General features: G+C 60.9%; 23 protein-coding genes, 2 tRNA genes and 1 riboswitch. Of the genes, 24 read left to right on the top strand and 1 reads right to left on the bottom strand.

Going from position 1 to position 25,568, the window contains the following annotated elements:
• Positions 1-126: 126 nt before the first annotated feature.
• From groES to DXB86_RS09240, 11 genes are all read left to right on the top strand, one after another.
• Positions 127-420, top strand: a complete 294-nt coding sequence (groES, locus tag DXB86_RS09290; protein WP_022094351.1) for a co-chaperone GroES — start codon at positions 127-129, stop codon at positions 418-420.
• A 96-nt stretch (positions 421-516) separates the two neighbouring features.
• On the top strand, positions 517-2,154 hold the full coding sequence (gene groL, locus DXB86_RS09285; protein WP_006234938.1) for a chaperonin GroEL: 1,638 nt from the start codon (positions 517-519) through the stop codon (positions 2,152-2,154).
• 476 nt (positions 2,155-2,630) lie between these two features.
• Positions 2,631-2,823, top strand: a riboswitch (FMN riboswitch).
• Between the two features lie 5 nt (positions 2,824-2,828).
• Positions 2,829-3,419 (top strand): ECF transporter S component, encoded by a 591-nt coding sequence (locus DXB86_RS09280; protein WP_117563816.1) that lies wholly within the window; start codon positions 2,829-2,831, stop codon positions 3,417-3,419.
• Positions 3,416-5,320: an energy-coupling factor transporter ATPase gene (locus DXB86_RS09275; protein WP_117736910.1), complete on the top strand. Its 1,905-nt coding sequence runs from the start codon at positions 3,416-3,418 to the stop codon at positions 5,318-5,320. Before DXB86_RS09280 ends, DXB86_RS09275 begins: the two co-directional genes overlap by 4 nt.
• Entirely contained in the window at positions 5,320-6,120 is an 801-nt protein-coding gene (locus tag DXB86_RS09270) for an energy-coupling factor transporter transmembrane protein EcfT (RefSeq protein ID WP_117736909.1), read from the top strand. The genes DXB86_RS09275 and DXB86_RS09270 overlap by 1 nt, the downstream gene beginning before the upstream one ends.
• A gap of 30 nt (positions 6,121-6,150) precedes the next feature.
• Complete coding sequence (locus DXB86_RS09265) at positions 6,151-6,597, top strand: pyridoxamine 5'-phosphate oxidase family protein (RefSeq protein WP_117637581.1); 447 nt, start codon at positions 6,151-6,153, stop codon at positions 6,595-6,597.
• Positions 6,598-6,648: 51 nt separating this feature from the next.
• Entirely contained in the window at positions 6,649-7,059 is a 411-nt protein-coding gene (locus DXB86_RS09260) for a pyridoxamine 5'-phosphate oxidase family protein (RefSeq protein WP_117637582.1), read from the top strand.
• Positions 7,060-7,316: 257 nt separating this feature from the next.
• Positions 7,317-8,387 (top strand): N-acetyl-gamma-glutamyl-phosphate reductase, encoded by a 1,071-nt coding sequence (gene argC, locus DXB86_RS09255; protein WP_117637583.1) that lies wholly within the window; start codon positions 7,317-7,319, stop codon positions 8,385-8,387.
• Between the two features lie 134 nt (positions 8,388-8,521).
• Complete coding sequence (gene argJ, locus DXB86_RS09250) at positions 8,522-9,790, top strand: bifunctional glutamate N-acetyltransferase/amino-acid acetyltransferase ArgJ (protein ID WP_199411034.1); 1,269 nt, start codon at positions 8,522-8,524, stop codon at positions 9,788-9,790.
• An 81-nt stretch (positions 9,791-9,871) separates the two neighbouring features.
• On the top strand, positions 9,872-10,852 hold the full coding sequence (gene argB, locus DXB86_RS09245; RefSeq protein ID WP_117655914.1) for an acetylglutamate kinase: 981 nt from the start codon (positions 9,872-9,874) through the stop codon (positions 10,850-10,852).
• A gap of 68 nt (positions 10,853-10,920) precedes the next feature.
• A complete protein-coding gene (locus DXB86_RS09240) occupies positions 10,921-12,204 on the top strand; it encodes an aminotransferase class III-fold pyridoxal phosphate-dependent enzyme (RefSeq protein ID WP_117563809.1) in 1,284 nt (427 codons plus the stop codon).
• Between the two features lie 609 nt (positions 12,205-12,813).
• On the opposite strand, the gene DXB86_RS09235 is transcribed toward DXB86_RS09240, so the two are convergent.
• Positions 12,814-12,889: transfer RNA gene (locus DXB86_RS09235), tRNA-Val, on the bottom strand.
• A gap of 187 nt (positions 12,890-13,076) precedes the next feature.
• Here DXB86_RS09235 and asnB point away from each other — a divergent pair.
• The 13 genes from asnB to lysS all read left to right on the top strand — a co-directional run bounded on the left by asnB (position 13,077) and on the right by lysS (position 25,049).
• Complete coding sequence (gene asnB, locus DXB86_RS09230) at positions 13,077-14,957, top strand: asparagine synthase (glutamine-hydrolyzing) (protein WP_117736907.1); 1,881 nt, start codon at positions 13,077-13,079, stop codon at positions 14,955-14,957.
• 112 nt (positions 14,958-15,069) lie between these two features.
• Positions 15,070-16,632 (top strand): Mur ligase family protein, encoded by a 1,563-nt coding sequence (locus DXB86_RS09225; protein WP_117736906.1) that lies wholly within the window; start codon positions 15,070-15,072, stop codon positions 16,630-16,632.
• Between the two features lie 107 nt (positions 16,633-16,739).
• Positions 16,740-17,651 carry an HAD family hydrolase gene (locus tag DXB86_RS09220; RefSeq protein WP_117736905.1) on the top strand — a complete coding sequence of 304 codons (912 nt, stop codon included), beginning with the start codon at positions 16,740-16,742 and terminating at the stop codon, positions 17,649-17,651.
• Positions 17,652-17,704: 53 nt separating this feature from the next.
• Positions 17,705-18,589, top strand: coding sequence for a glutamate racemase (gene murI / locus DXB86_RS09215; protein ID WP_117736904.1), 885 nt, complete (start codon positions 17,705-17,707; stop codon positions 18,587-18,589).
• Positions 18,590-18,643: 54 nt separating this feature from the next.
• Entirely contained in the window at positions 18,644-19,369 is a 726-nt protein-coding gene (gene rph / locus DXB86_RS09210) for a ribonuclease PH (protein WP_117563804.1), read from the top strand.
• Between the two features lie 143 nt (positions 19,370-19,512).
• Complete coding sequence (gene rdgB, locus DXB86_RS09205; RefSeq protein ID WP_117635961.1) at positions 19,513-20,154, top strand: RdgB/HAM1 family non-canonical purine NTP pyrophosphatase; 642 nt, start codon at positions 19,513-19,515, stop codon at positions 20,152-20,154.
• A 3-nt stretch (positions 20,155-20,157) separates the two neighbouring features.
• Positions 20,158-20,604 carry a D-aminoacyl-tRNA deacylase gene (gene dtd / locus DXB86_RS09200; protein ID WP_117563802.1) on the top strand — a complete coding sequence of 149 codons (447 nt, stop codon included), beginning with the start codon at positions 20,158-20,160 and terminating at the stop codon, positions 20,602-20,604.
• A 114-nt stretch (positions 20,605-20,718) separates the two neighbouring features.
• On the top strand, positions 20,719-21,015 hold the full coding sequence (locus tag DXB86_RS09195; RefSeq protein ID WP_006234957.1) for a Veg family protein: 297 nt from the start codon (positions 20,719-20,721) through the stop codon (positions 21,013-21,015).
• A gap of 2 nt (positions 21,016-21,017) precedes the next feature.
• A complete protein-coding gene (gene ispE, locus DXB86_RS09190) occupies positions 21,018-21,914 on the top strand; it encodes a 4-(cytidine 5'-diphospho)-2-C-methyl-D-erythritol kinase (protein WP_233504190.1) in 897 nt (298 codons plus the stop codon).
• A 49-nt stretch (positions 21,915-21,963) separates the two neighbouring features.
• A tRNA-Pro gene (locus DXB86_RS09185) sits at positions 21,964-22,040 on the top strand.
• A 112-nt stretch (positions 22,041-22,152) separates the two neighbouring features.
• A complete protein-coding gene (gene tatA / locus DXB86_RS09180; RefSeq protein ID WP_152073393.1) occupies positions 22,153-22,428 on the top strand; it encodes a twin-arginine translocase TatA/TatE family subunit in 276 nt (91 codons plus the stop codon).
• Positions 22,429-22,534: 106 nt separating this feature from the next.
• Positions 22,535-23,005, top strand: a complete 471-nt coding sequence (gene greA, locus DXB86_RS09175) for a transcription elongation factor GreA (RefSeq protein WP_006234960.1) — start codon at positions 22,535-22,537, stop codon at positions 23,003-23,005.
• Between the two features lie 79 nt (positions 23,006-23,084).
• Entirely contained in the window at positions 23,085-25,049 is a 1,965-nt protein-coding gene (lysS, locus tag DXB86_RS09170; RefSeq protein WP_117736902.1) for a lysine--tRNA ligase, read from the top strand.
• Positions 25,050-25,568 lie beyond the last annotated feature (519 nt).

Raw genomic sequence — 25,568 nt, 5'->3', positions numbered from 1 at the left:
AAAAATAAGATTTTTTGACTCCGTGTTGTATAACCCGCCATTCGTGGGTACCATTCAACGCGTACGCAAACAAAAAGGGTTAACCCGCGCGGCATGACCGCGCGGCCCACAAAGGAGGAAACAAGCATGTCGTCTTTGAAGCCGCTTGCAGATCGCGTCTTGGTCAAGCCCGACGAGGCCGAGCAGAAGACCGCCTCTGGTCTGTACATCGCCAGCAACGCTCAGGAGAAGCCGCAGCGTGGCACCATCGTTGCCGTGGGCGCCGGCAAGGTCAACGACAAGGGTGAGCGCATCCCCATGGACGTCAAGGTCGGCGACGTTGTCATCTACGGTAAGTTCGGTGGCAACGAGGTCAAGGTCGACGGCGAGAAGTATCTGCTCATGCGCGCCGACGACATCTACGCAGTCGTCGAGGCCTAGTCTCGTCAGAATCTCTGATTCGTCTTTGAGCGCGCCCGCCGCATAGGACTCGGAAGCGGCGACGCGAGTCACATTTCTTTTGGAGGATTACCCACTATGGCAAAGAACATTACGTTCAACACCGATGCCCGCGCTAAGCTCGCCAAGGGCGTCAACACCCTGGCCGACGCCGTTACCGTCACCATGGGCCCCAAGGGCCGCTACGTTGCGCTGCAGCGCACGTTCGGTGCCCCGACCATCACCAACGACGGCGTTTCCGTCGCTAAGGAGATCGAGCTCGAGGACAACATCGAGAACATGGGCGCCCAGCTGGTGAAGGAGGTCGCCACCAAGACCAACGACACCGTGGGTGACGGCACCACCACCGCAACCCTGCTCGCCCAGGCCATCGTCAACGACGGCCTGCGCAACGTCGCCGCTGGCGCCAACCCGCTGGCCATCCGTCGCGGCATCGACAAGGCCGTCAACGCCGCCGTCGCCGAGATGAAGAAGCAGGCCAAGCCGGTCGAGACCAAGGAGCAGATTGCTTCCGTCGGTACCATCTCTGCCGGTGACCCCGAGGTCGGCGAGAAGATCGCCGAGGCCATGGAGGTCGTGGGCAAGGACGGCGTCATCACCGTCGAGGATTCCCAGACGTTCGACATCACCATCGACACCGTCGAGGGCATGCAGTTCGACAAGGGCTATGTCTCCGCTTATTTCGTCACGGACAACGACCGCATGGAGGCCGTGATGAAGGATCCGTACATCCTCATCACCGACCAGAAGATCTCCAGCGTTCAGGACATCATGCCTGTTCTCGAGGCTGTCCAGCGCGCCGGCCGTGGCCTGCTCATCATCGCTGAGGACATCGACGGCGAGGCTCTGCCGACCCTGGTCCTCAACAAGATTCGTGGCGCTCTCAACGTCTGCGCCGTCAAGGCCCCGGGCTACGGCGATCGCCGCAAGCGCATCCTCGAGGACATCGCCGTCCTCACCGGTGGCCAGGCCGCTCTGGACGAGCTGGGCGTGAAGGTCGCTGACATCACCGCCGATATGCTCGGTACCGCTAAGTCCGTCACTATCTCCAAGGACAACACCGTCGTCGTCGGCGGCGCTGGCTCCAAGGAGGCCATCGACGCCCGCATCGCTCAGATCAAGGGCGAGATGGAGAACACCACCTCTGACTTCGACCGTGAGAAGCTCCAGGAGCGCCTGGCCAAGCTCTCCGGTGGCGTTGCCGTCATCAAGGTCGGCGCTGCTACCGAGTCCGAGCTCAAGGAGATCAAGCACCGCGTCGAGGATGCCCTGCAGGCTACCCGCGCTGCTGTCGAGGAGGGCATTGTCGCCGGTGGCGGCGTCGCCTTCATGGACGCTGCTCCTGCGCTCGATGCTGTCGAGATCGACGACCCCGAGGAGAAGATCGGCGTCGATATCGTCAAGAAGGCTCTGACCGCTCCGGTCGCTACTATCGCCAAGAACGCTGGCTTTGAGGGCGCTGTCGTGGTCGACAAGGTTGCCGAGCTGCCCGCCGGCCAGGGTCTCAACTCTGCCAACGGCGAGTGGGGCGACATGATCGAGATGGGCGTCCTCGACCCCGTCAAGGTCAGCCGCGTCACCCTGCAGAACGCTGCTTCTGTCGCCAGCCTGATCCTCATCACCGAGGCTACCGTCTCCGATGTGCCCAAAAACACTCAGCTTGAGGACGCTATCGCTGCTGCTACCGCTGGTCAGCAGGGCGGCGGTATGTACTAAGGCCGACAAGGTCTAGAACTCCCACCGGGAATCCGGGGGCGTGACGGGGGCTTCTCTCCGGAACGTCCTCGGACATGCAAAGAGGCTCCGCATCGCGCTTCGCGCTGCGGAGCCTCTTTGCGTCCTGCGGAATGTTCCGGAGAGAAGCCCCCGTCACGCCCCCGGATTCCCTGCGTTTACGGCCTTGAGGTCGGCGGGCGGAGAAGGACGTGGTCGATAGGGATACGTGTCCCCTTCGCTGTTTCGCGCTTTGCGCGAAAGGCGCGCTACTTTGGGATGGATGGGGAACGTGGTTGTTGCGGTGGCTTTTCCCTTTTGCTGTTTCGCGGCTTTGCCGCGAAAAGCGCAGCACTTTGGGATGGGCGGGTACGTTATTGTCGCGCTGCTCTGTCCCGGCCGCATTTCTAGAGCGTTTCCCCCGCCATAAATTACCCTTGGCATACTTGCGCGAACGATTGCTCGTGCTACACTTGCAATTGCTGTTTCAGGGCGGGGTGAAATTCCCCACTGGCGGTAAATCGGGCGGTGTCAAAGGGGCGCCGTGGCGCAGGCGAGATGCCTGCGGCCGAGCCGAGGAGTCCGCGACCCGTGTGTGCGTTGGTTCGCATGCCGGCTGAACTGGTGAGATTCCAGTACCAACGGTTAGAGTCCGGATGAAAGAGGCAGGTGATCTTATGTCTGAACAGTCGCAGCATATCCATTTTGAGAACACGAATAGGTGGAGCACCAAACAGCTCGTTACCATGGCGTTGATGTGCGCCTTGGGCGCCCTGTTTATGTACGTGCAGTTGCCTATCCTTCCTTCGGCGCCGTTTTTGACGTATGACCCGTCGCTGGTGCCGGCGATGGTGTGCGGTTTTGCGTATGGTCCTGGCGCCGGTACTGCTGTTGCCGCTATGGCGATTGTTATCCATGCGCTTACCACGGGCGATTGGGTCGGCGCACTTATGAACCTGGTGGCTACGCTGGGCTACATTCTGCCCGCGGCTATCGTGTACCAGAAGATGCATACCTATAAGGGTGCCGTGATTGGCCTAGTGTTCGGTGTCATTGCCGCTACGGCGCTGTCTATGGTCGCTAACCTTACCATTGGCGTATGGTTCTGGTATGGCTCGGTCGATGTGATCGCCCCGCTCATGATTCCTGCCGTGCTGCCGTTCAACCTTATCAAGACCGTGCTTAACTCGGTATTGACGCTTGCAGTGTACAAGGCGGTCTCCAACCTCATCACGCCTAAAAAGGACCAGGTCAAAGGCCGCGCATGATTGAGTGTCGGGGCGTTTCCTTTAGCTATGACGGTGCCGTGTCGGCACTCGACGGTGTCGATCTGAACATCGAGGACGGGGAGTTTTTCTGCATCCTCGGTGGCAATGGGTCGGGCAAGTCGACGTTTGCCAAGCATCTGAATGCGCTGTTGCAGCCCGATGCGGGCACGGTACGCATCAACGGCATGGATGCGTCCGACCCCGAGCTGGTCTACGACATTCGTTCGACCGCGGGCATGGTATTCCAGAATCCCGACGACCAGCTGGTGGCAACGCTTGTCGAAGATGACATTGCGTTTGGTCCCGAAAACCTTGGCGTGCCATCGGCACAAATAGCACAGCGTGTACGGGAGGCGCTGAAGGGCGTGGGCCTGGTGGGCTTTGAGCGCCACGAGACCCACGCGCTCTCGGGTGGCCAAAAGCAGCGCGTGGCGCTTGCCGGTGTGCTCGCCATGGAACCGCGCGTGCTCATCTTGGACGAGGCTTCTTCGATGCTCGATCCGCGTGGACGCAAGGGCCTCATGAAGGCTTGCCACGCGTTGCACGATCGCGGCATGACCATCGTGATGATTACGCACTTTATGGAAGAGGCCGCCGAGGCCGATCGTGTCGCGGTATTTCGGACGGGGCGCGTTGCCATGCTCGGTACGCCCGAGGAGATTCTGACGCGGGCAGATGAGCTCGCGGAGCTCAACCTGGATATGCCGGCGTCGTGCTGCTTGGGCACGGCGCTTCGTGCGAAGGGCGTGCCCGTTCATGCGCAGGTGCGCGAGGCGGATATGGTCGCCGAGATTGCGCAGGTATATGCCGACCGGAGTGGGGAAGACACCGCAGGGCGGCCTTCCGCGTCCCAGTTGGAAATCGCTGACGGCACTGTTCCGGTAGACAACGAGGGCAACGCGTCGGAGCCCGTCATCGAGCTATCCCATGTTTCGTACAGTTATTCGCTCAGTCCGCGCGAGCGTCGCCGCTGGCATAAGCGCTCGGCCGTTGCGGGCAAATCGAGCAAACAGGCTCTCTGGGGAAACGACCCCAGCAGCCCGTGGGCGCTGCGCGATGTATCGCTGACGGTGCGTCGCGGCGAGTTCCTGGGCTTAGCAGGTCATACCGGTTCGGGTAAGTCGACGCTGGTCCAGCATCTCAACGGTTTGATTCGCCCCCAGGAGGGTTCCGTTTACGCGTTGGGGCTCGACCTGGCAAACAAGAAAGATGCCGCCGCGGTTAAGGCCAAGGTCGGCGTGGTGTTTCAATATCCCGAGCGTCAGCTGTTTGCCGAAACCGTGACGCAGGACGTGGCGTTTGGCCCGCACAACCTTGGCTTGTCGCAGGCCGAGGTCGCGCGCCGCGTTGAGTCATCGCTCGCGCGCGTGGGCCTCGACTTGGCCACGGTGGGCGACAAGAGTCCCTTTGAGCTTTCGGGTGGCCAACAGCGGCGCGTGGCGTTTGCCGGCGTGCTTGCCATGGAGCCCGAGGTCCTGGTACTCGATGAGCCCATGGCGGGGCTCGATCCGGCGGCGCGCAGTGATTTCCTGGAGCTCATCGATCGACTTCACCATGGGGGCCTGACCGTCGTCATGGTCTCACACAGTATGGATGACCTTGCCAATTGCTGCGATCGTATTGTCGTGATGAACGAGGGCGCGGTGTTTGCTGAGGGCACGCCCGCTCAGGTTTTTGCGCATGCGGATGAGCTTAAATCAATCGGCTTGGGTGTTCCCGCTGCCCAGCGCATGGTGTTGGCGCTCGCGGAAGCGGGCGTGCCGCTGCGTCGCGGCGGGCTCTATACGGTTGAGTCGTTGGCCGACGAGTTGGCAGATTTGCCGATCGGTCGCTCAGGCGGTTCTTCTAACGTCTCGGACAAGGCCAAATCCGAAACGGTCGCGCGAGAGGAGGGTTGCTGATGGAGGCGTTTTCGTTTGGCAGCTACTATCCGAACGATAGCGCGATCCATCGCCTGGATCCGCGCACCAAGCTGCTCCTGGGCTTTGTGTTTTTGATCACGACGCTGACCGTCGGCGGCTTCCGCGGATTGGCCCCTGTCGCAATTTTCGTTGTGCTGATCTATGTCGTGTCCCGGGTGCCGGCTCGTCGCGTTCTGTCGTCGATGGCGCCGCTGCTGGCAATCGTCGTCGTGGTCGCGGTGCTCAACTTGTTTACCGATCAGAGTGGGCGCATCCTGTGGCAGCTCGGCTTTCTGCAGATAAGCGAGGGCTCACTGCGTTCTGCCGCCTTTATGGCGTGTCGCCTGACTCTGATGATGGCCGGCATGAGCGCCATTACGCTCACCACACCGACGCTCGACCTCACCGCGGGCTTTGAGCGTCTGCTCGCACCGTTTGCGCGCGTGGGGCTTCCGGCGCATGAGCTCGGCATGATCATGGGCATCGCGTTGCGCTTTATGCCGCAGTTTGCCACCGAGATGAAGCAGACGGCGGACGCGCAGGCAAGCCGCGGTGCACGCGTAACGGGTGGCCCGCTCGGCGGCGTGCGTATGCTCGGCAGTGTGGCGATTCCACTGTTCACGGGCGTGTTCCGTCATGCCGAGACGCTGTCTGCCGCCATGGATGCACGCTGCTATCACGGCGAGCAGGGCCGCACGCGTCTGCATGCGCTTGCATTTCGCCGCGGGGATGCGCTGGCTGCGGTGGTGACGATGCTGCTGTTTGCGTGTGTCATCGTCGTCAACCTTCAACTTGTTTAGGCGCGATTCGAGCGCAAGAAAGGGGTCCCTATGACCGACAACGACCGCACAGCTCAGCTTGAGCGCGCCTGCTCGTATCTCAGGCGCATTCCGGCGTGGTATCTGGCCACGACCGATGTGGCCGACGGGCATCAGCCTCGCGTGAGGCCGTTTTCGTTTGCCATGGTCGATGAAGGTAAGCTGTGGTTTTGCACGTCGCGCGACAAGGATGTGTGGGCGGAGCTGAGTGCGAATCCCAAGTTTGAGCTCTCGGGCTGGAAGCCGGGGGAATGCTGGATCGTATTGACCGGCGAAGCCGCACTTGAGGACGACGCAGTTGCGAGCGACAAGGTGCGTCAAGCGGGTTTTAAGCACATGGTGGGCATCGGCGAGGAACACGAGAGTGCCAACGACGGCCGCCTTGCTTTCTTTTCGGTCCGCAACATTGCCGCGCGCTTCTGTGATATCGACGGCAGCGAGGAGCGCCTGGAGCTCTAGCGCGTCTCAAATTAACTACCCGTTTCGAATTAGCTAGCGCCAGGAGGACACATGGACGGATTGAATACGGTGTTGGAGTATCTGACGTCGGTGCCGGCATGGTATTTGGCGACGAGCGTTGACGGACAGCCTCATGTGCGTCCGTTTTCGTTTGCGCAGATCCAGGACGGCAAGCTGTGGTTTGTAACAGCGCGCACCAAAGATGTGTGGCAAGAGCTGCTGCAAAACCAGCGCTTTGAGGCCACGAGTTGGTGGCCGGGCCATGGCTGGCTCATCTTGCGCGGGCGTGCCGGCTTGGATGACCGGGCTTTAGGCGAAATGCGCGAAGCTGGGTGGAAGCATCTAGAGCGCCTGGGCGAGCACTATGAGGGGCCTAACGACCCCACGCTCGTCTTCTTTAGCGTCGAGGATCCCGAGGCTTTTATCTGCAATCACGACGAATGGGTGCCGGTCGAGCTCTAGCCAGCTGGCTCATCCTAACAACTTGGTTTTCGCATGGGCGGGCCCCGTATTGCTCGGCGCCGTTAGGAGCGCCGGTCAATACGGGGCCCGCTCCATTTGTCAATTCCTTCAAGCGAATGTGTCGGGAATGTTTCAATGCATGAATATGCAAGCCATTTACGTATTAATGCATCTTTTGGTGCTAAAGTTTCAACCCACTTCATAACGACCGCTGCGAAATGCGCATCGGTGCATAAATCGCAGACAAGGAGTCTGATATGTCTTTGAAGGTTGGAATCGTCGGCGCGGCTGGATATGCCGGAGCCGAGCTCATTCGCCTCGTCCTCGGTCATCCCGAGTTTGAACTTGCTGCCATTACGTCCAACGCCGATGCCGGCCAGCCGTTGTCTGCGGTGCACCCGAGCTTCACCGGCGTAAGCGATCTTGTCTTTACGACGCATGATGCCCCTGAGCTCAAGAACTGCGACGCGGTCTTTTTGGCCGTGCCGCACACGGCTGCCATGGCACAGGTGCCCGCGCTGCTTGCATCGGGCGTCTCCTGCTTTGATCTTTCGGCCGACTACCGTCTGAACGACGCGTCCGTTTTTGAGGCTTGGTATGCCGCCGAGCATACGAGCCCCGAGCTGCTCAAGACCCGTGCCTTCGGTCTGCCCGAGCTGTTCTGCCAGGACTTGGAGACCGCCGCATCCGACCATGCCGACGGCAAACCCGTGCTGGTCGCCTGCGCCGGTTGCTATCCCACCGCAACGAGCCTTGCCGCCGCGCCCGCCGTGCGCGCGGGCTGGGTGGCCGAGAACGGTCCCGTGATTGTCGATGCCATTAGCGGCGTGACGGGCGCCGGTAAGTCCTGCAACGCCCGCACCCATTTTTGCAGCGCCGACGAGAACTTGGAGGCCTACGGCGTGGGCAAGCATCGCCACACGCCCGAGATTGAGCAAATCCTTGGCCTGACCGATCGCGTCGTCTTTACCCCGCACCTGGCACCGCTCAAGCGCGGTCTGCTCTCCACGGTGACGCTGCCGCTCGCGCCGCAGGCTATCGATACCTTGACCCTTGAGGACGTTGTCGACCATTACAAGCAGTTCTACGCCGGTCGCACCTTTGTGCGCGTGCTCGATGCCGGCCAGCAGCCCAAGACGGCTTCGGTCGTCGGCACCAACGCTGCCCAGATTGGCCTCGCGCTCAACAAGCGCGCGGGCGTGCTGGTGGCGACGGGCGCCATCGACAATCTGTGCAAGGGCGCTGCGGGCCAAGCGGTCCAGTGCGCCAATATCGTCTTTGGCTTTGACGAGCGACGAGGCTTGCCCACAGTGGCGTGCCCGGTGTAGCACATTCGATTGTTAACGATTTGGTAGTCGGGCATCGAGTGGGGCGCCACTCTTAAGCTGGTTTCATGATCACGACTGGCATGGCGCACCAACCGATGTCCGTTTTTTGTTTGACATAAGGAGTCATAAAGACGATGAATACCGAGCTGTTTGATATCAAGATTCGCGCCGTCGAGGGTGGCGTTACGGCTGCGGCTGGTTTTAAGGCTGCAGGCATCCACGCTGGGTTCCGCAAGAACCCCGAGCGTCTGGATTACGCGCTCGTCGTGCCCGATAAACCCTGTCCCGGTGCTGGCGTGTTTACCACCAATCGCTTTTGCGCGGCGCCCGTGCAGGTGAGCCGTGCCAACCTGGGCGGTACCGACAAGGGGTACGGTATCATCGCCGGCATTTCGGTCAACTCTGGCAATGCCAACGCCGCCACGGGTGAGACCGGCCTTGCATGCGCGCGCGAGACGTGCAACATCGCCTCGCAGGTCATCGGCTGCGAGCCCCAGCAGATTCTGGTTGCCTCCACGGGTGTGATTGGCCAGATTCTGTCGATCGACACGTTTGAGACCGCCATTCCTGCTGCCTACGAGGCGCTCTCCGCCCACGGTGGCGCCGATGCCGCTCGCGCCATCATGACGACCGACACGCACTCCAAGGAGTACGCCGTATCCTACGTCAGTGAGGCTGCGGGTCATGCGGGCAATGTCTATACGGTAGGCGGAATGTGCAAGGGCTCGGGTATGATCATGCCCAACATGGCCACCATGATCGCAGTTATCACCACCGATGCCCCCGTCGAGCCTGCGGCACTTCATGCCCTGCTGCTCTCGACCGTCAAGCAGACCTTTAACAAGGTAACGGTCGATTCCGACACCTCGACCAACGACACCTGCATCATGCTTGCCTCCGGCGCCGCTGCCGCAGATGCCGAGCCTATCGTTGAGGGCTCCAATGCCTTTGACGAGTTGGCATTTGCCGTGCACGAGGTGTGCGAGAGCCTGGCGCGCAATATCGCCGCCGATGGTGAGGGCGCATCCAAGCTTGTTACGGTCAACGTTACCGGCGCCGCTAACAACGAGGAGGCCGATATCGCCGCCCGTGCCGTTGCCAACTCGCCGCTCGTTAAGACCTGCATCGCCGGCCACGACTGCAACTGGGGCCGCGTTGCCATGGCGCTTGGCAAGTGCGGCGTGAAGTTTAATCAGGAAGACGTTTCCATCGACATGATGGGCATGCCTGTCTGTCGCGACGGTCTGACTGTTCCCTTTGACGAGGACGAGGCTCTACGACGTTTTGAGGCGCCCGAGATCGTGATCTCGGCCGACCTGGGCGCAGGCGACGCGGCAACGACCGTGTGGACCTGCGACCTCACGCATGAGTACATCTCCATCAACGGCGACTACCGTTCCTAGATTCCAGGCACGCTGCGCATCTTGCCGCGATTGCGGACAGCGGAGCACGGCGCGATAACGATACGAAAGACGAGGCAGACTATGAAATTCGCACGCGATTGTCGTTCGAGCGAATCCAACGAAGCAACCGCGCAGCTGCTGTTCGAAGCGCTGCCGTGGATTAAGAACCTGACCGGCAAGACGGTTGTTATCAAATATGGCGGAGCCGCCATGGTCGACGAGCAGCTGCGTCGCGACGTGATGAGCGACATCGTCCTGCTTAAGATCATCGGCATGCGCCCCGTTATCGTGCATGGCGGCGGCAAGGCTATCAACGAGGCGCTGAGCCACTATGACATCCCCGTCGAGTTTAAGAACGGCCAGCGCGTGACCACGCCGGCGACTATGGATATCGTGCGCGAGGTGCTGGGCGGCAAGGTTAACCAGGAGCTGGTTGTCGCCATCAACCACCACGGCAACCTGGCCGTGGGCGTGTCGGGCAGCGATGCTGGCACGCTCATCGCCGAGCCGCTCGACCCCGAGCTCGGTCGCGTGGGCAAAGTGACGCACGTTAACACCGACTATATCGAGCGCTTACTCGATAGCGAGTACATCCCCGTCATCGCTACCGTCGCGGCGGGGGAGGACGGCGGTTTCTTCAACATCAATGCCGATACCGCCGCCGGTGCCGTTGCGGCAGCGCTCCACGCGCACAAGGCGATCTTTTTGACCGACGTCGACGGCCTGTACAAGGACTTTAGCGATAAGGATTCACTTATCTCCAACCTGACACTCGACGAGGTCAATGAGATGCTCTACGGCGGCGAGGTCGATAAGGGCATGATTCCCAAGCTGCGCGCGGCCGTCGATGCGCTTGCCGGCGGCGTATTTCGTGCCCACATCATCAACGGCACCACGCCGCATTCGCTGCTGCTGGAGCTGCTGACCGATGCCGGCGTCGGCACCGTGATCCATTCCACCGAGACGGCCTACGAGTTCGATACGCATCCGCATCCGCTTTCGACCTTTGCGGCGCGTCTGGCCGAGAACCTCGACGAGGTCGAGAAGCTCCAGACGGTCTAGCTGACCGCAGCCGCCCAATTCCTGCACCCATAGGCCTGCGCCGTCCGGCGCTCAACGAAAGGCATTCCATGTCACTTGCAGCTCAGCAATCGCTTGAATCCAATTACGTTATGCATACCTTTGGCCGCTCTCCGGTCGAGTTTGTCGAGGGTCACGGCATGAAGCTCACCGGCGACGATGGCCGTGAGTACCTCGACTTTCTTGCCGGCATCGGCGTGTGCAGCCTAGGTCATGGTGACCCGGCCGTGCTCTCGGCGCTCGAGGCACAGACCAAAAAGCTCATGCATGTCTCCAATTACTTCTACATTGAGCAGCGCGGACAGGTCGCGGCGCTGCTGTCCAAGCTTGCTAACGACGACGTAGATGGTGCGCGCGTGCTTGCCGATGCCATTGCCGCCGGCGATGAGACCACGGCAGCTGCTCTTGGTGCCCCGGCTGCGGATGAGCAGGTTTGGGAGACCTTCTTTGCCAACTCCGGCGCTGAGGCCAACGAGGGCTCGATGAAGCTCGCGCGCCTGTACGCCAAACGTGCCGGTAACGGCGGCAACACTATCGTGTGCATGCGCGGCGGCTTCCACGGCCGTACGCTCGAGACCATTGCCGCCACCATGCAGGATTGGCTGCAGGATAGTTTCCGCCCGCTGCCGGGTGGCTTTGTGGCCTGCACGCCCAACGATATCGATGAACTGCGTGCGATCTTTAAGCAGCTGGGGAGCGAAATTTGTGCCGTGATGCTCGAGCCGATCCAGGGTGAGAGCGGCGTGCACCCCATGACCGAGGAGTTTATGGCGGCAGCGCGCGACCTGGCACACGAAGTGGGCGCCGTGCTTATCGCCGACGAGGTCCAGTGCGGCATCTTCCGCTCCGGCAAGCCGTTTGCATTCCAAACCTATGGCGTGGAACCCGACATCATGAGCCTTGCCAAGGGCATTGCTGATGGCGTGCCCATGGGTGCCGTCGTGGCAAAGAAGGAGATTGCCGACGTGTTTAAGCCGGGCGACCACGGCTCGACCTTTGGCGGTAGCTGCTTGGCCATCGCGGCGTGTGCCGCGACGCTCTCCGCGCTCGTGCACGGCGATTATGCCGACCATGTTGCCAAGGTAGGCGCCTATATGGAGGCAAAGCTCGCCAAGCTGCCGAACGTGACCGAGGTGCGTGGCCGCGGCTTGATGCTCGGCTGCGATCTGGACGATACTGTGGGTGATGCACACGACGTTGTGGCCCGTGCATTGGGGGCTGGTGCCGTGATTAACGCTACGGGTGCCCATACGCTGCGTTTCTTGCCGCCGCTCGTCTGCGAGGAAGCCGACGTGGACAGTCTGATCGAGATCCTGTCGGACGTTTTGGCCTAACACAGCGAAATAACTTAACTTTGACCGGGTTCCGGACTGCGGACGTGCCCTATGTGGCATGATTCAGCGGTCTGGAGCCCGTTTTGCCTTAGATTTGCTAAGGCGGGGAGACCTGCTGGTCAAATAACATTAAATATGAGTACTGTTACCGATTTGGTCGCAGCAATTTTGGACTAATAAGACCAGATGGCAAGTCGAAATGGCGATGAATGCACGATTTTGATCCAATTGCTAGTCCTTATAATGGACATATGTTTCGTAACTTAAGCAAATACTATCTTTTGATATGTTGTAAGCAAGGTGGCAGTACTCATTTTTGCCATTTTCTGGCCACGGCCTTTGTGACAGTCGTGCTGGCGGGTTCGAATCCCATGAAATGGGCCCAAAAAAGAAAGGCTCCCATTGCTGGGAGCCTATCAAATCAGTGGTGGGCGATGAGGGATGTCGCGTGCGGCTGACGCCGCCCGCTTTCGCTTCGGGCCTGCGGCCCTCGCGTGCTGCGCTGGAAAACGCTTCGCGTTTCCTCAGCTTCGCACCCTGTCGGGTTCGAATCCCATGCGCTGGGCCCAAACAAAAACGGTCCCCTTGCGAGGACCGTTTCCAATTCAATGGTGGGCGATGAGGGATTCGAACCCCCAGCCTTGTGCGTGTAAAGCACCTGCGCTAACCGTTGCGCCAATCGCCCGTGCGGAGAGAGTATAGCAAAACAATCGCCTCATTCATCTCATATCCATTAAAGGTAACCGGCGCGTGTCGGCGCGGAGCTGATTCAGTTGAGATTGCCTGAACATTCCGCCCCTCTTTACGCCCTCGGGTATACTCAAAAGCTACTGATTCGATTTGATACCCAGCAACAGCAGAGGGGATAGTATATGTGCGGTTTTGTCGGTTTTGTCGGTGGGACGGATAACCAATCCGAGGTGCTCACCAAGATGATGGACCGCATCGTCCATCGTGGTCCCGACATGGGCGGCCAGTTTATCGACGGCCGCGTTGCCCTCGGCTTCCGCCGCTTGTCGATCCTCGACCTGACCGAGGCCGGCGCTCAGCCCATGGCCAATGAGGACGGTAGCGTCGTCATTGTCTTCAACGGCGAGATCTACAACTTCCAAGAACTCCGTTCCGAGCTCGAGGCCAAGGGCTATAAGTTCCACTGTGGAGCCGACACCGAGAGCCTCCTGCACGGCTACGAGGAGTGGGGCGAGGCCGTACTCGATCGCCTGCGCGGCATGTACGCCTTCGTCATCTGGGACAAGAAGAAGAACAAGCTTTTTGGCGCCCGCGACATCTTTGGCATCAAGCCGCTCTACTACTATCCCATGGCCGATGCGGGCGACGGCGCGCCGGGCGTGCTCTTTGGCTCCGAAATCAAGAGCTTCCTGGACTACCCGCACTTCCACAAGGCGGTCAACAAAAAGGCCCTGCGTCCGTACATGACGCTGCAGTATTCGGCAACCGAGGAGACCTTCTTCGAGGGTGTCTACAAGCTGCCGCCGGCGCATTACTTTACCGCAGACATCCCGACCGGCAAGATGAACATCGAGCGCTACTGGGATTGCGATTACTCTGCCGTCGAGAAGCCGTTCGAGGAGTACGTCGACGAGCTGGATGAGGTCGTGCACGAGAGCGTCGAGGCCCATCGCATCGCCGACGTTAAGGTCGCGTCGTTCCTCTCCGGCGGCGTCGACTCCAGCTACATCGCCGCTTGCCTCATGCCCGACAAGACCTTCTCGGTGGGCTTTGACTACAAGAACTTCAACGAGACCAACTACGCCAAGGAACTTTCTGACAAGCTCGGCGTCGAGAATGTCCGCAAGATGATAACCGCCGACGAGTTCTTCGGTGCGCTCGAGGACATCCAGTATCACATGGACGAGCCGCAGTCCAACCTGTCTTCCGTGCCGCTGTGGTTCTTGGCCGAGATGGCCCGCAAGGACGTCACCGTCGTGCTTTCGGGCGAAGGCGCCGACGAGCTCTTTGGCGGCTACGCCTACTACGAGGACACGGTCCCGGTCCGCAAATACAAAAAGATGGTGCCGCTGCCCATTCGTCGCGCGCTCGGTAACCTGGCGCTGCATATGCCGTACTTCAAGGGACATAACTTCCTGGTCAAGGGTGCCGAGATCCCCGAGAAGTCGTTCCTGGGACAGGCTCTGGTATGGCCGGAGCGCGAGGTCGACGGCGTGCTCAAGCCCGAGTACAACACCGGCGATGGCGCCTTCGAGCTTGCCGCTCCCATCTATGCGCGCGTGAAAGGTCAGCCCGAGCTGGTCAAGAAGCAGTACCTGGACATGAACATGTGGCTCCCGGGCGACATTCTGCTCAAGGCCGACAAGATGTGCATGGCGCACTCGCTGGAGCTGCGCGTGCCCTTCCTGGACCGCAAAGTCATGGAGTTCGCCGAGCACATTCCCGACCGCTACCGCATCAACGAGAACGGCAACAAACAGGTACTCCGCCACGCTGCCAACAAGTCGCTGCCCGATGAGTGGGCCACCCGTCCCAAGGTGGGCTTCCCGGTGCCGATTGTCTACTGGCTGCGCGAGCAAAAGTGGTACGACTATGTCAAGGAGTACTTCACCGCGCCGTGGGCAAGCGAGTTCTTCGATACCGACGAGCTCATGCACCTGCTCGATCTGCACTTTGCGGGCAAGGGCGATTTCCAGCGCAAGATCTATACGCCGCTCGTGTTCCTGGTGTGGTACAAGCGCTTCTTTATCGACGAGGACCAGCCCGCTGTTCAGGCTGCCTAGCCTCGGCTTACGAACGCCTGCGCGTAACGGCTCCTCCGGGAGCCGTTTTTGCGTGGGTGCGTTTCAGTTACTATAAAAACCGTCCCTGCCAAATGGCTGAGAAAGGCGAAAGATGCACCATTCGGATTCCGCGACCGTGACCACGGTCGATACGCTTGCCAAGCTTCTCGATGTGTGCGGCGAGCTGCGCGCATCAGAGCAGGTTGACGAGCGTGCCGTGACCGGCTGCTCGTTTGATTCGCGTGCGGTCTCGGCAGGTGACGTGTTCTTTTGCAAAGGCGCTGCCTTTAAGCCCGCGTTTTTGAGCATGGCGCTCGATGCGGGCGCCGTCGCATTTGTGTGCGAAGAGTCGCTGGTCGAGTCTCTGGAGCCGCTGGCGCAGGAGAGCGGTGCTGCGATGCTGGTTGTTGATAGCGTTCGCACGGCCATGGCCCTGTTGCCGCCGGAGGTCTACGACCGTCCCGACCACGACGTCAAGATCGTGGGCATCACCGGTACCAAGGGAAAGACCACGGCCGCTTTCATGCTCCAGTCCATCATCAAGGCAGCGGGCGAATCCTGCGGCATGATCGGCTCGGTGAGTACCGACGATGGCATCGAGTGCTACGAGAGCACCAATACTACGCCCGAGGCCCCCGAGGTCTGGCGCCATATCGCCAACTGCCGTGAGTCCGGTCGCCAGTCCATGGTCATGGAGGTCTCGAGCCAGGCACTCAAGTACCAACGCGTCGAGAATCTGCCGTTTGACGTGGCGTGCTTCCTCAACATCGGCCGTGACCACATCTCACCGATCGAACACCCCACGTTTGAGGATTATTTTGAGAGCAAACTCAGGATCTTTGACCAGGCAAAGACCGCCGTGGTGAATCTGGGCACCGAAGAGGTTGACCGTGTGCTGGAGGCAGCGTCGACGGCCGAGCGCTTGGTGACCGTTGGCGTCGAGCATCCCGAGGCAAGCCTGTGGGCAAGCGATGTCCGCGTGGTCGGCTTTAACATCGAGTTTAACCTGCATGGCCTGTGTGCCGACGAGTCCGAGGCGGGGGAGAAGGTCCTGCTGGGCATCGCGGGCGACTTTAACGTGGAAAACGCGCTGGTCGCTATCGCCGCTGCGCACGAGATCGGCATCGGTATCGAGGCTATCAAGAAGGGCCTCTCCAAACTGCGTGTGCCGGGCCGTATGGAGGTCGTGGAGTCGAAGGATGGCCGCGTGATCTGCGTCGTTGACTATGCGCACAACCAGCTTTCGTTCCGTTCGCTTTTCTCGTCGGTCAAGCGCGCGTTTCCCACTAGTCCAGTCATTGCAGTGTTTGGCGCTGCCGGCGGCAAGGCGCAGGAGCGCCGCGAGCAGCTTCCGCGCGAGGCCGCACCATATTCCGACCTGATGATCTTTGCCAACGAGGACCCGGCTCACGAGGACCCGATGAAGGTCTGTCGCGAGCTTGCCGAGCATGTTCCCGACGATACGCCGAACAAGATCATCCTCGACCGTGAAGCCGCTGTGCATGCGGCGTTCAAGGCGGCGCGCGAGGAGTACGTCAACCCCAATGCTCCCACCATTGTCTTGCTGCTGGCAAAGGGTGACGAGGAGCTCATGCACGTGGGCGACGAGTTCGTGCCCATCGAGAGCGACCTTTCGTTGGCCAATCGCCTGATCGATGTTACTCAGTTTGACTAATGAACCATGATGGCGAAGGCGCCCTGAGTGCGCTGTCGCCATAAACGTGTTCCCTCAATCAAAACATGCCGTCCAAGCCCAAACCCTTCTACGTAAACGGAGTAACCATGTCCCACAACACCCTGCCGACCGTCGCCGAGCTTTCGGGCGAGATGCGCGAGCGCTTGGCCAAGGTTAAGTACGTCTTTACCGACCTGGATGCTACGATGCTCGCACCCGGCTCGTGCGTGCTGCGCGACAACGACGGCAACCCCTCGACCAAGCTCGTCGAGGCTGTCGTGGCACTTGCCCGCGCCGGCATCCAAGTGGTTCCCACCTCGGGCCGCAACCGCACCATGATCCACGAGGATGCGCGCGTGCTCGGCCTCAACTCCTACATTGGTGAGATGGGTGGCCTGGTCATGTACGATCTCAAGGCCAACGATTGGGAGTATCTGACCGGCGATATGCCCTACGACCCATCTTGCGGTCTCACGCCGCACCAGGTGATCGAGCAGACTGGCGTGTGCGAGAAGATCCTCGCCCGCTGGCCGCACAAGATCGAGTATCACAACGACATGTCGACCGGCTACAAGTACCGCGAGGTTACCGTCGGCATGCGCGGCGACATCCCCGATGACGAGGCGCAGGCCATCCTCGACGAGGCCGGCTGTGGCCTGGTGTGGGCCTGTAACGGTCACCTGACGCATCTGTCCAAGCCGACGACGCTCGAGCTCGATCGCGTCGAGGACGGTCGTGCATTCAACATCAACCCCGCGGGCCTCAACAAAGGCGTCGCCATTGCGCGCTTCTGCGAGCACCTGGGGATCGAGCGCGAGGAGACGCTCGCGCTCGGCGATTCCGAGTCCGACTTCTACATGGCCGATCACGTGGGCACGTTCTGCCTGGTCGAGAATGGCCTGACGAGCGCCGGCGCGCCCGAGTTCCTGGCTGCTTGCGAGAACGCTTTCGTTACGCGCGGCAAAATTGTCGACGGTTGGGCGGCGACGGCAGAGCTGCTGGTCACGGCGCGTTCGTAGCGCGGCGTCGCCGCACTTGGATATGTCTTTTCGAGAGAGAATCTGGTGAGGTAATGTCCGATATCAAGAATCTGGCCGGGGACACGCGCCCTATTGGCGTATTCGACTCGGGTCTTGGTGGTCTGACGGTTGCGCGCGCCATCGCGACGGCGCTGCCGCACGAGTCCGTCTACTACTTCGGCGACACAAAACGCTGCCCCTACGGCACGCGCACCGAGGATGAGGTGCGCTCGTTTGCGTTGCAGGCGGGCCGTTGGCTGTCGAAGCACGACGTCAAGATTATGGTCATCGCCTGCAACACGGCGACCGCTGCGGCCTTGCGTCTGGCCCAGCAGGTGCTCGACGTTCCCGTCATCGGTGTGATCGCACCGGGCGCACGCGCGGCAATCAACAGCACTCGCACGCGCCGGGTGGGCGTGCTCGCCACCAACCTCACCATTCGCTCGGGCGCCTACACGCGCGCCATCCAGGACCTGGATGCCGGCGTCGATGTATACGGTTGTCCTGCCTCGAGCTTTGTCGAGGTTGTCGAACACGAGCTCGCCTCGGGTGCACATCTGCAGGAACAGTGGCTTGAGAACGAGGACATCTTCGATACGCCTGCCGTGCGTGCGCTGGTGGGTGCCACGGTTGAGCCGCTGCGCGACCACGGTATCGATACCGTGGTGCTCGGCTGTACGCATTTTCCGCTGTTGGTGGGACCTATCCGTCATGCGCTGGGGCCTGGGGTGCGCGTCGTGAGTTCCGCCGAGGAGACCACACGAGAGCTGACCGATATCCTCACGCGCCGCGAGCAGCTGGCGGGTGACGCCGCCGAGCCGCAGCATCGTTTTGCCACGACGGCCGATAACATTGCCGAGTTTGCGGTGGCGGGCAGCTTTATCTTTGGTCAGCCGCTCAAGAGCATCGAACATATCGATATCGATGAGCTGGAATAGATGTAAGGCAGCCGCCAAAGCCTTCGCCACATCTTTTGCCGAAAGGATATTTCTATGGAGTACATGCAGGTCAACCGCGCCAACGGCCGCGCCGCCAACGAGTTGCGTCCCGTTAAGCTCACCCGTGGCGTCATGAAGCACGCCCACGGTTCGTGCTTGGCCGAGTTCGGCGACACGCGCGTGCTGTGCGCCGCCACCATCGAGGAGGGCGTGCCGGGCTGGCGAAAGGGAGCTAAGGCCGGCTGGGTGACCGCGGAATACGCCATGCTGCCGACGTCGACCGGCAAGCGCTGCAAGCGCGAACACGCCAACCGCAAGGGCCGCTCCATGGAGATCGAGCGCCTCATTGGCCGCAGCCTGCGTACCGTCGTCAACATGAAAGCGCTCGGCGAGTACACCGTCACCGTCGACTGCGATGTGATTCAGGCCGATGGCGGTACGCGTACGGCGAGCATTACCGGCGCCTGGGTGGCGCTGCACGACGCCCTCGCCATGTGGGTCGAGGCGGGCAAGATCGAGCGCATCCCGCTTACCGGCCAGGTGGCCGCCATCTCCATGGGCGTTGTCGACGGCAATACGCTGCTTGACCTCGATTATTCCGAGGACAGCCATGCCGAAGTCGACATGAACCTCGTCGCCACCGACACCGGTGAGATGATCGAGCTCCAGGGCACTGGCGAGCAGGCGCCCTTTGACCGTAAGCGCCTCAACGCCCTGCTCGACTTGGGCGACAAAGGCATCGCCGAGCTCATCGAGCTTCAGCGCCAAGCCATCGCCTAACCTGCCAAAAAGGGACAGGTTTATTTTGGCAGGTTTTATCTGGGAAAACGTCGAAGTATAAGACTGCCGTTGATTGAGAGGGGAGAGGCGGAGGCCCTCGTCGCCCTCGGCGCGGCATTGCTATAGAGACAAGGAGACCACTCATGGCACTTGAGAAGATCGACATCGACACCCTCGACCCGGCGGCGACCATTGTCGTGGCAACGGGCAACGCCCATAAGCTCACCGAGATCGAGGCCATTTTGGGCAAGGTCATGCCCGAGGTGCGCTTTGTGGCGCTCGGCCAGCTGGGCGAATTTGAGGACCCCGAGGAAAACGGCACGACGTTTTTGGAGAACGCCATCATCAAGGCGCAGGCTGCCGTCGAAGAGACGGGGCTCATGGCCATTGCCGACGATTCGGGCCTGGTCGTCGACGCGCTGGACGGTGAGCCCGGTGTGTATAGCGCGCGCTACGCGGGCGTTCACGGCGACGATGCCGCCAACAATGCCAAGCTGCTCGTGAATCTGGAAGGCGTGGCAGACGAGGACCGCACCGCGCGCTTTATGAGCGTCGTTGCGCTCATCGATACGGACGGCCTGGTCACCTATGGCGAGGGCGCCTGTGAGGGCGTTATCGCGCACGAGGGCCGCGGCGATCACGGCTTTGGCTACGACCCGCTGTTCCTGCCGGTCGATACGCCGGGCAAGACTATGGCCGAGCTCACGGCGGACGAGAAGAACGCCATCAGCCATCGATTCCATGCGCTCGAGCACCTATCCGCCAAACTGACGGGCGAGGAGTAGGCCGTGCGTGCGGTGGTTCAGCGCGTGCTCAACGCCGGCGTGACGGTCGACGGCGAGTACGTGGGCAAAATTGGGCGCGGCTATCTGGTGCTGTTGGGCGTGGGCCACGGCGACACGCGCGCCGAGGCTGATAAGCTGTGGGGCAAGCTCCGCGGCTTGCGCATTAACGAGGACGAGAACGGCAAGACCAACCTGGCACTTGCCGATGTCGACGGCGAGGTTCTCGTAGTGTCGCAGTTCACGCTGTTCGCCGATTGCCGTCACGGCCGCCGCCCATCGTTTACCGATGCCGGCGCCCCCGATGTTGCCAACGAGCTCTACGAGTACTTCTTGACGCTCGTTCGCAAAGATGTCGAACACGTGGCGCACGGCATCTTTGGCGCCGATATGAAAGTCGACTTGGTCAACGACGGTCCGTTCACCATCGTCCTCGATACCGACAATCTGTAAGTAGCCAAATTAGCTACTTGCGTATGGCGGCAGCAGGGTGCTATAGTATTAGAGTTTTGTCTATGTTAGGGGTATTATCCCCTTTTTGAATTGCACCTTCTGGAGGCCCTGTTCATGGAAGAGATGGAAGTCAATCACGTCGACGACATCCACGAGAAGCTGACCGATATGGTGGGCGATCGCGTCAAGGTGAAGGCCAACATGGGCCGCACCCGCGTCGTCGAGCGCATGGGCACCATCAAGAGCGTCCACCCCGCCGTCTTTATCGTCGAGGTCGACGAGCGCCGCGGGCGCAAGTCGCGTCAGTCCTACCAGTATATCGATGTCCTCACCGGTCAGGTCGAGCTGTTCGACCCCGAGAGCGGCGAGCATATCTTTACCCCGCTCGGCAATCAGCTCGAGGAGCACTAACGGTGACCGATCGGTCCCTGACTCTTTCCGCGCCGGCAAAGATTAACCTCTACCTGGGGGTTCATACCGAGCGCGATGACCGCGGCTACCACAGGGTCGATTCCCTGATGGCAGCCGTCGGTCTTTCCGATTCCGTGACGGTCGCGCCGGCGCAGGCGCTGACCGTCCAGACGGTTCCGGCATCAGATTTTCCCATGCAAAAGAATACGGCGTATCGGGCTGCGGTTGCTATGGCCGAGCATTATGGTCGCGAGGCAAACATCTGCGTGACGATTGAGAAGCGCATTCCATTGTGCGCCGGCTTGGGCGGCCCCTCGACGGATGCGGCCGCGGTCATTGTCGCCTTGGCGGAGCTCTGGGGAATTGATCACACCGACCCCGCGCTCGACGACATTGCGCGGGGTATTGGTGCTGACGTCCCGTTCTTTTTGCACGCGAGCCCTGCGTTCTACGTAGGTGGGGGAGACGTGCTGGCAACTGAGTATCCCGCGCTGCCCGCAACGCCCGTCGTGTTGGTCAAGCCGCGCGAGGCAAGCGTTTCGACAATTGAAGCCTATCGACGTTTTGACGAGGCTCCGGTGCCTGCAGACAAGCCCGGCGCGATAGCTTCTGCCTTGCATGCTGGTGATGCCGAGACGGCATATGCGCTCATCCATAACAACCTGGGTGTCATTTCCGCACAGATGGAGCCGCAGATACAAACGGTTCTCGATTGGCTGCGTAAACAAGACGGCACCGTTGCTGTAGATGTGTGCGGATCGGGCGCCTGCTCGTTTGCCATTTGCGACACCGCCGCCACGGCCGAAAGGCTTGCCGACGCTGCCCAGCAAAACGGCTGGTGGTCCTGCGCGACGGAGCTCATTCCCAACACGGTTCGCATCGAAGTGCCAAAGAAGTAAAAATTTCTCTAGCACACGACGGAAATCTTTGTTAATATAGTCGAGCTAACGGGTTGTGGCTCAGTTTGGTAGAGCACTGCGTTCGGGACGCAGGGGTCGCTGGTTCAAATCCAGTCAACCCGACCAGAGCATGAGGAGGGACCGCTTCTTGCGGTCCCTTTTTTTAGCTATTGTTGTGATACCGCGATACCCGCGGTATACTCATTCGAGCTTGTCTCGCTGTATTGTGGAGGTCTACATGTTTGGACTGAGGGCTCCTGAGCTCATCATTATTCTCGTTGTTGTCCTGATTATCTTCGGGCCTAAGAACCTGCCGAAGCTCGGCAAGTCCCTCGGCTCTACCGTCAAGAATATCCGCGAGGGTATGGAGGGCGACGATAAGGGCGAAACCAAGCAGGCCGAGGACGTTGTGGTCGAGGAGTCCAAGGAGGACAAGGAGATCGCAGAGCTCGAGGCCAAGCTCGCTGCTGCCAAGCAAAAGAAGGCAGAGGACAGCGACGCGGACGCAGAGTAGTCCCATCCCTTTGGGGTGAGCACCTGACCGGCTTGCCCGCAGGCTAGCCGGTCTTTTTCGTTTTGTTGACAGTTGATCGTTACATCATAGTTGGGGAGATATCCGTATGGACGCAAGCCAGATCGTACTGACCGCTGAGGGCCGCCAGAAGCTCGTCGAGGAGCTCGCTTGGCGTGAGGGCGATTACGCCAAGGAGATCGTCGAGGACATCAAGGAAGCCCGCGCGTTCGGCGACCTTTCGGAGAACTCCGAGTACGACGCCGCCAAGGACAAGCAGGCCCAGAATGCTGCTCGCATTGCCGAGATTCAGGCCATCCTCGCCAACGCTCAGGTTGCTGCCACTACGGGCGATCTGACCGTCTCCATCGGTTCCACCGTTTCTCTGATCGATCCCAACGGTGAGGTCATGGAAGTCACGCTCGTCGGTACCACCGAGACCAACTCGCTCGAGCACAAGATCTCCAACGAGTCTCCGGTCGGCCATGCCATCATCGGTCACGGCGAGGGCGACTCCGTCGAGGTTGTTACGCCTTCGGGCAAGACCCGCGTCTACACCATCGCAAAGATCGCACGCTAGACCACGGTCCCGCGTAAAGGCATGTTTTCGCTCCCTGGGACCGAATCCTGGGGAGCGTTTTAATTTGAGGAGCTAACTTATGGCAGAGAACCAGAACGCCGCCGATCAGGCATCGACGCTCAACGACGAGCGCGCCACCCGCCTGGCCAAGCGCGCCGCCCTGTTCGAGGCGGGCCAGAACCCCTATCCCGAGCACTCCGAGATTGAGGACTACGTCGTCGACATCGAGACTAAGTACGCCGAGCTCACCGATGGCGAGGACACCGAGGACGTCGTGAAGATCGGCGGCCGTGTGGTCGCCAAGCGCGGTCAGGGCAAGATCATGTTCATCGTTGTGCGCGACGCGACCGGCGAGATCCAGCTGTTCTGCCGCATCAACGATATGGACGAGGCCGCCTGGAATACGCTCAAGGCCCTCGACCTGGGCGATATCCTGGGCGTGACCGGCGTGGTCGTGCGCACCAAGCGTGGCCAGCTTTCCGTTGCCCCCAAGAGCGCGACGCTGCTGTCCAAGGCCGTTCGCCCGCTGCCCGAGAAGTTCCACGGTCTCTCCGACAAGGAGACCCGCTATCGTCAGCGTTATGTCGACCTGATCGCCAACGACGACGTTCGCGAGACCTTCCGCAAGCGCTCGCAGATCCTCTCCACGTTCCGCCGCTTTATGGAGTCCGATGGCTACATGGAGGTCGAGACTCCTATCCTGCAGACCATCCAGGGCGGAGCTACTGCCAAGCCGTTCATCACGCACTTCAACGCGCTCGATCAGGAGTGCTACCTGCGTATCGCCACCGAGCTGCACCTCAAGCGCTGCATCGTCGGCGGCTTTGAGCGCGTTTTCGAGATCGGCCGCATCTTCCGCAACGAGGGTATGGACCTTACCCACAACCCCGAGTTCACCACGATGGAGGCCTACCGCGCCTTCTCCGATCTCGAGGGCATGAAGGCGCTCGCCCAGGGTGTCATTAAGGCCGCTAACAAGGCTATCGGCAACCCCGAGGTTATTGAGTACCAGGGCCAGACCATCGACCTTTCTGGTGAGTGGGCCAGCCGTCCCATGACCGACATCGTCTCCGACGTGCTCGGCAAGCAGGTCACCATCGATACGCCGGTCGAGGAGCTTGCTGCCGCCGCACGCGAGAAGGGCCTGGAGATCAAGCCCGAGTGGACCGCCGGCAAGATCATCGCCGAGATCTATGACGAGCTGGGCGAGGACACCATCGTCAACCCCACCTTCGTGTGCGATTACCCCATCGAGGTTAGCCCGCTTGCCAAGCGCTTTGAGGATGATCCGCGCCTGACCCATCGCTTTGAGCTGGTCATCGCCGGTCACGAGTACGCCAACGCGTTCTCCGAGCTCAACGACCCGGTCGACCAGGCCGAGCGCTTCGCTGCCCAGATGGCCGAGAAGGCCGGTGGCGACGATGAGGCCATGGAGTACGACGAGGATTACGTGCGCGCCCTCGAGTACGGTATGCCTCCCGCGGGTGGCATCGGCATCGGTATCGACCGCGTGGTCATGCTGCTCACCAACCAGGCTTCCATCCGCGACGTGCTGCTGTTCCCGCACATGAAGCCCGAGAAGGGTTTCCAGTCCGGTGCCGCTGCTGCCAAGGCCGCCGAGGCCGGCAACGCCGCGAGCCCCTTCGTCAAGCCGCTTAAGCCCACGGTTGATTATTCCAAGATTGCCGTTGAGCCGCTGTTTGAGGAGTTCGTCGACTTTGATACCTTCTCCAAGAGCGACTTCCGCGCCGTGAAGGTCAAGGCATGCGAGGCCGTCAAGAAGTCCAAGAAGCTGCTGAACTTTACGCTCGATGACGGCACCGGCACCGACCGCACCATCCTCTCCGGCATTCACGATTATTACGAGCCCGAGGACCTGGTCGGCAAGACCCTGCTCGCCATCACCAACCTGCCTCCGCGCAAGATGATGGGCATCCCCAGCTGTGGCATGCTCATCAGCGCCATCCACGAGGAGGAGGGCGAGGAGCGCCTCAACCTGATTCAGCTCGACGCTTCCATCCCTGCCGGCGCGAAGATGTACTAGGGGGTTACGCGGTTCTACGAACCGCGTAACGGCTCGACGCTGCGCGGGCCGCATTTGGACAATCTGACGTTCAACTTCAAGGGCGCGACCAGAAGGTCAGCGCCCTTTCGTTTCACGTCACCTTGTCTCAAATGCAGCCCGCTCGCTCATATGACCCAATCCACTGTCAAGGGCCACAATGGCCCCGCCGACCGCTTGCAATCGGTCGGCGGGGCCTGCCGTTAAACCCGTCCCGGTCCGCCCCCGGCATGTCATCGACGCCTTCGGCTCAGTCTCATATCCGCGGATACCGCTCCGGCGGCCCGCAATCCTCTCCTTCGGCGGGGTTCCCCTAGTCTGTCTTCGCGCATGCGGCGGCCGCCGCGCGCACAGCGAGAACGGGGGTGTCCCCGAAGGCTGCCCGGCTCGCCGGGACGGGGGCTTATGTCTATTCCGCGCCCTCCCGGCACATCGTGCCGAGGGCCCACAGCCACCTGTTAGCGTCAATATATTTTTCACCATTTTCACCAACGTATTTTC

The sequence above is a fragment of the Collinsella sp. OM06-18AC genome (assembly GCF_003438785.1).
Taxonomy (GTDB): domain Bacteria; phylum Actinomycetota; class Coriobacteriia; order Coriobacteriales; family Coriobacteriaceae; genus Collinsella.
Note: the sequence above shows the minus strand (reverse complement) of the source record. Positions and strands in the feature narration are given on the sequence as shown.